Origin of the sequence: Rhodopirellula sp. UBA1907, assembly GCF_002337565.1 — a bacterium.
Taxonomy (GTDB): domain Bacteria; phylum Planctomycetota; class Planctomycetia; order Pirellulales; family Pirellulaceae; genus Rhodopirellula; species Rhodopirellula europaea.
Genome location: NZ_DDGH01000006.1, coordinates 164,714 through 165,197 on the forward strand (window position 1 = coordinate 164,714; position 484 = coordinate 165,197).

The 484-nt window shown below is 59.7% G+C and carries 1 pseudogene; it reads left to right on the forward strand.

The features are described 5' to 3' along the window. Positions 1-314: pseudogene (locus tag B2R17_RS02530) on the forward strand (protoheme IX farnesyltransferase); the annotation flags it as partial. Between the last annotated feature and the right edge of the window lie 170 nt (positions 315-484).

The following is a 484-nucleotide window of genomic DNA, read 5'->3' on the forward strand; positions in this document are numbered from 1 at the left end:
CCAAGGCCGGTTTCTGCATGACAACGACCGTTGAACCCACCGGGCGACACGCGGCTTGGCAAAGCATCCTGGGCAGCGTCGCTCTGGCAACTTGTGGCGTGGTCCTGGCTTGGTTCCCCGATGGCCAATGGGTCGCATCTGTCGCCAGCGTTGTGGCGACGGTTCTAATCCTGGCCGCTTCATGGCCTCTCCTGCGAGCCTCCCTGAATTTCCGTGCGACCCCCAACGACAAAACCGCTCGCACGATGCTGCGTTGGTCATTGGTTGTTCTGCCCGCCGTTCTCTTGGTGATGACTCTCCGAGCTTCACTGTAAAAAATCATTCATGACAACGACCTCGACTGCTACCAGTCCCATCGACGCGCCGCACGAGTCCGCGTCATCGTTGGGCGATGTCCTTTGTGATATTCGCGACTTGCATCACCGCTATGGCGAGAACGTCGCCGTCGACGGGATCGATCTGTTGGTCCGGGCGGGTGAGATCG